Genomic DNA, 4,322 nt, shown 5'->3' with positions numbered 1-4,322 from the left:
CGGTCAGTCCCGTCGACGAGACGGCCGCCGCGGACGCCTGAGCGGCCGGCTACGCCACGCCCCGCTCGGCGGCCCCCTCGCGGATATTCGTCGCGCGCTTGCGGACCCGATTGATGAGCCGCTGCGTCCGCTCCGGCTTGAAGCCGTAGAAGGACGCGATCCAGTTGATGCTCCCGTACGGCTGCGTGTGGAAGTACGCGGCGAGCGTGTCACGGCCGGCCTGGATGATCGCCGGCGGGACGCCCTCCTCGCCGACCTTCTCCTCGTCGAAGCCGTTGACGTCAAAGTAGACATCGGCGTACAGCTCGGCCTTCTCGGGGTCGTCGAAGTCGACGCCGCAGTGGTGCGGGGCCTCGAACCGATAGGCGGTCCGGGCGGGGGTGCTGTGCTCGACGATGCGGACGTCGAGGATGTACTCGCGGTAGACGGTCTCGTCTTCGATCGGTTCGGATCGTGACATGGGTGGTGGGTGGGTATCGGCTGTGTTCGCTGGATGTGGATGGTCGTCGCGGCGACGTGCCGGGTGGGATGCGCACGGCCGCGCGTCAGTCGCTCCTTCTGACGCCGGCGGCCACGAGGAGCCCGATGGCGACGAGCGCGAGAACCGGCGAGAGCGGCAGGTCGTTCGACGTGGCCCCGGCCTCGCCTCCGTCGGCCGCGGAACCGTCGGCGGACTCAGCGTCGTCGCTCCCGCCGGGCGCGGCGTCGTCGGTCGACGAGGCGTCGTCGCCGGCGACCGTCAGCGTTCCCGCCTGCGTGGCGGGGGTGAAGGCGCTCCCGTCGTCCGCGTCGAACTGCCGGGGCTCGACGGCGAGCCCGACCTCGCCCGGCGCGACGCCGGCGACGGTGACCGTCGCGAGCGTCACGTCCGTCGCGCCGGGTTCGATAGCTCCCTCGAGGTCGGCGGCTTCGAGGGCGACGCCGTCACCGTCGTCCCCGATTGCCGGCTCACTCGTCAGGCCGAATCGGTCGGGGTAGCTTGCGGACTCGATCCGGGCCGTTTCTGGCGCCTCGACCGAGAGTTCGAGGTAGTAGCCCGAGAGGCCGTCCGGCGCGCTCGTGAGGACGACGTCGACGGTCGTCGTCCCGTCGGGCGCCGTCGAGGCGTCGCCGACGACGACGGTCGGTCCGTCGGTCTGTGCCGCCGCCGTTCCCGCCGCCGTCGCGCCGAGGAGGGCGACCGCCGCGAGCGCCACCGCGACGGCCGCCGTCCGGCCGCGGGTGTCGGTGAGCGTCGAAACTGAACGCGTGGGTCGTGTCATGGGTGGTGTATGTGGGGTGGCGGTGACGGAACGCCGGGGGTCGGCCGCCGGGCCGACCGGGGGCTCAGTTGACCGCCTCGTAGAGGTCGACGACGTCGTCGAAGTCGATCTGTCCGTTCTCGTTGAAGTCGTACGCCGACTCGTTCATCGTGACGCTGTCCGAGTCGAGGTTGTCGAACAGGATCTCGATGTCCTCGTAGTCGAGGCGCCCGTTCCCGTTGAGGTCCTCGTAGCGCCCGTCGCCGTCGGGGTCGGTCGGCGCCGCGCCGCCGGTCACTGTCGGCGGGCCGGCGACGAGAAGCCCCGTGCGGGCGTTCGCGTCGATGGCCGTCCCCGCCTCGTCGTCCATCCGGTCGATCTCCACCTCAAGGTCGGTCGTGCCGGTGTTGTCGCCGCGCAGCGTGAACGTCGCGAGCGGGACGTTCCGTCCGCCCGCCTCGACGTTGCGGTCGGTGTCGGCGACGCGGATCGTCGCCGAGGAGCCGTCGCCGCTGACCTCGCTCTCGGTGAGCCCGAGCCCGTCGGGGAACTCGACGCCGGTGATGGCGGCGACGTCGGGGTCGGAGACCGATACCGTGACCCCGGCCCCGGAGAAGCCGGTGGGGAGCGCGGAGGCCGAGAGCACCGCCTCGCCCGTCTGCCCGTAGCCGACGGCCAGCGACTCGACGTCGACCTGGACGTTCGGCTGGAAGACGTACAGGCCGTCGTTGGGGTACGAGCGCGAGGGGCCGCCGAAGCCGTCCTCACAGCAGAGGACGCGCCCGTCGCGCATCGCGTACACGTTGTCGATGTTGCGGAGCGCGTCGTCGGCGTCCTCGGGGCCGTCAGTGAAGTCGGGTCCGGTGATCACCGGTTCGAGCGTCGAGACGTTGTAGTCGGGTTCGAGCTCTGCGCGGTAGACGACCCCGCCGTCGACGCGGTCCATCTGGACGTCGCCGGTCTCGTCGGCGAGGTCGTCGTTGAACTCGGAGATGCCGAAGTAGACGAAGTCGCCGGGACCGGCGTCGTCGACGCTGTCGACGCCCTCGGCCTTGTTGAACTCGATCGACGCGCCGAGCTCCTTGGCGGCCGCGCGGGTCTCGAGGAACGGGACGCGGCGCAGCTCCTCGTCGACGCCATCGGGGCCGTCCGCCTCGTACTGGGCGGCCCACTCGACGATCTCCTCGTTCGTGATGTAGTTCCGGTTGCCGTTCTCGATGACCTCGAGGTCCGCCTCGCGGACGGCGTCGGCGTACGAGACATCCTGCCCGAGCTCGTCCTCGTCGTAGTCGGTGTGGGTCGTGAGGTAGTCGACCTGCGTGACGTCGTCGTACTCGGCGACCCACGACTCGACCTCGCCGTTCGTCGCGCGGCCGAGCGGGATCCACTCGATCTCGAGGTTCGTCTCGGCCGGGGAGTTGCGCTCGCCGGCCTCCGCGGCGTTCGCGGCGTCGTTGGTGATCTTCGGGGCGTAGAGCGTGCCCTCGATGTCGTCGGTGTCGTCGTAGCTCGGGATCGGATCGGCGGCGACGAACTTGTAGATCCCCTTGCTGTCGCCGTCGGAGCAGCCGTACAGCGTCCGTTCGTCGCCGAGGAAGTCCGGGGCCTCCCACGAGGCGCGGCCCGCGACCCAGTACTTCATCGGCTCCGGCTCCTCGGCGGTCGGCTCGCGGACGTCCACGTGGTAGCCGTAGCGGTAGGGGTTCGGGTAGACGTCGCCGATGGGGGTGAGGACGCTGTCGCCCGACCCCTCGTCGCCCTCGGGGACCTCGGCGCCGAGGTAGTACGCGAGGAACTCGACGCCGGTCATCGCCCAGTACCCCTGGATGTACCAGCCGTCGACCTCGTCGTACCCGTCGACCGCGCCCTGGATCGCCGAGGGGTTCGGCCGGTTCCAGAACTGGCACGCGCCGAGGAGCCCCTCGCCGCTGCCGGCGTCGACGACGTCGCCGACGGTGTTAGTCAGCGAGACGCGGGGGTGCGCGTAGTTCTCCTCCGAGGAGATGGGGGTCTCCCACGGGCTGAGGTCGCCGTAACAGTTGATTCGGGTGCCGCCGAGCTCGCGGAACGCCTCCGTGTTCGGCAGGTTCATCGCGTCGTCGGGGTCGGCGCTCCACTCGCCGTCCGCGTCCCGGCTGATGAAGACTCGCGAGATGTTGCCGGGGCTGTTCTCCCAGTTAGTGAACAGGTACCCCTCGGTGCCGTCCTCGTCCGTCGGGACGAACTGGTTACAGTCCGGGTTCGTCGCCGCGGCCCCGTACTGCGTCCCCGCGAAGTTGGCTTGGGTGATGTCGGTGCCGTCGGGTGTCTGCGTGACGCCGAGCAGCTCGTCGCCGCCGCCGATGGGCTCGCGGCCCTGGACGAGGACCTCGTACTCGCCGGCCGCGGACCGGACCTGCCGCTGTTTCGCCTGAGTGTCGGGGATGCCGACCTCGGGGAAGTCGTCGTTGTTGCCGTCGAACTCGAAGGTGAAGCCGCTGAAGTAGCCGACGGCCGCTCGGCCGAACGGCTCCGGGTTCCCTTCTTCGGGGTGCTGGAGGCTGTACAGTAGCGAGCCGTCCTCGAAGACGAACGGCCCCGTCACCTCCGCCCCGAAGGCCGTGGTCGAGAACCGCTTGAGTCCCCCTCTGACGCTGGGCGCGCCGGGGGTGTCTCCCTCCGGAATTTCGCTCTCACTCGCGCTGGCGACCCCCGCGACGCTCGCGCCGAGGGCAGCAGCGGTTGACGTTGCGATCAGGCTCCGCCGGCTCAGGTCCACCATGTAAATTGAGCCAGCGACCGGGTTTTAATAATCGTTTATAATAGGTGGACAGAACGGTGCGGTATCCGACCGTGGAACATTTTAGATTAGTAGCCAAATTTTTGGAAATTGAAACGTAAACGCGGTACATAGCCGTCGGGTGGCGAACATGGGTCTCGTGAGCGTTGCCGCGGGGACCCCTGCTTCGCGGCGCGGCGCCCCGCGGTCTGTCGTCCCGCGGTCCGTCCGCCGTCCCGCTCGCGGTCCGCGCCCCCGGCGCCACCGGTCGCGAAGCGTCGTCGGCCGCTCCCGCGTCACCAGTCGCGAGACACCGGCGTCTC

Annotated in this window: 3 protein-coding genes; all 3 read right to left on the bottom strand. The window is 69.8% G+C overall.

Annotation, left to right across the window (positions count from 1 at the left end):
• Positions 1–49 precede the first annotated feature (49 nt).
• Entirely contained in the window at positions 50–460 is a 411-nt protein-coding gene (locus Q0116_RS10705) for a hypothetical protein (RefSeq protein ID WP_297887908.1), read from the bottom strand.
• 85 nt (positions 461–545) lie between these two features.
• Positions 546–1,262, bottom strand: coding sequence for a hypothetical protein (locus tag Q0116_RS10700; protein ID WP_297887905.1), 717 nt, complete (start codon positions 1,260–1,262; stop codon positions 546–548).
• A gap of 64 nt (positions 1,263–1,326) precedes the next feature.
• Entirely contained in the window at positions 1,327–4,002 is a 2,676-nt protein-coding gene (locus Q0116_RS10695) for an alkaline phosphatase PhoX (protein WP_308214396.1), read from the bottom strand.
• Positions 4,003–4,322: the final 320 nt, after the last annotated feature.

Origin of the sequence: uncultured Halorubrum sp., from assembly GCF_937146585.1 — an archaeon.
Classification (GTDB): Archaea; Halobacteriota; Halobacteria; order Halobacteriales; family Haloferacaceae; genus Halorubrum; species Halorubrum miltondacostae.
This window is presented reverse-complemented; position numbering and strand designations above follow the sequence as displayed.

Coding starts and splice junctions, on each gene's coding strand:
- Q0116_RS10705 (WP_297887908.1), bottom strand. CDS start 460: ATGTCACGATCCGAACCGATCGAAGACGAGACCGTCTACCGCGAGTAC.
- Q0116_RS10700 (WP_297887905.1), bottom strand. CDS start 1,262: ATGACACGACCCACGCGTTCAGTTTCGACGCTCACCGACACCCGCGGC.
- Q0116_RS10695 (WP_308214396.1), bottom strand. CDS start 4,002: ATGGTGGACCTGAGCCGGCGGAGCCTGATCGCAACGTCAACCGCTGCT.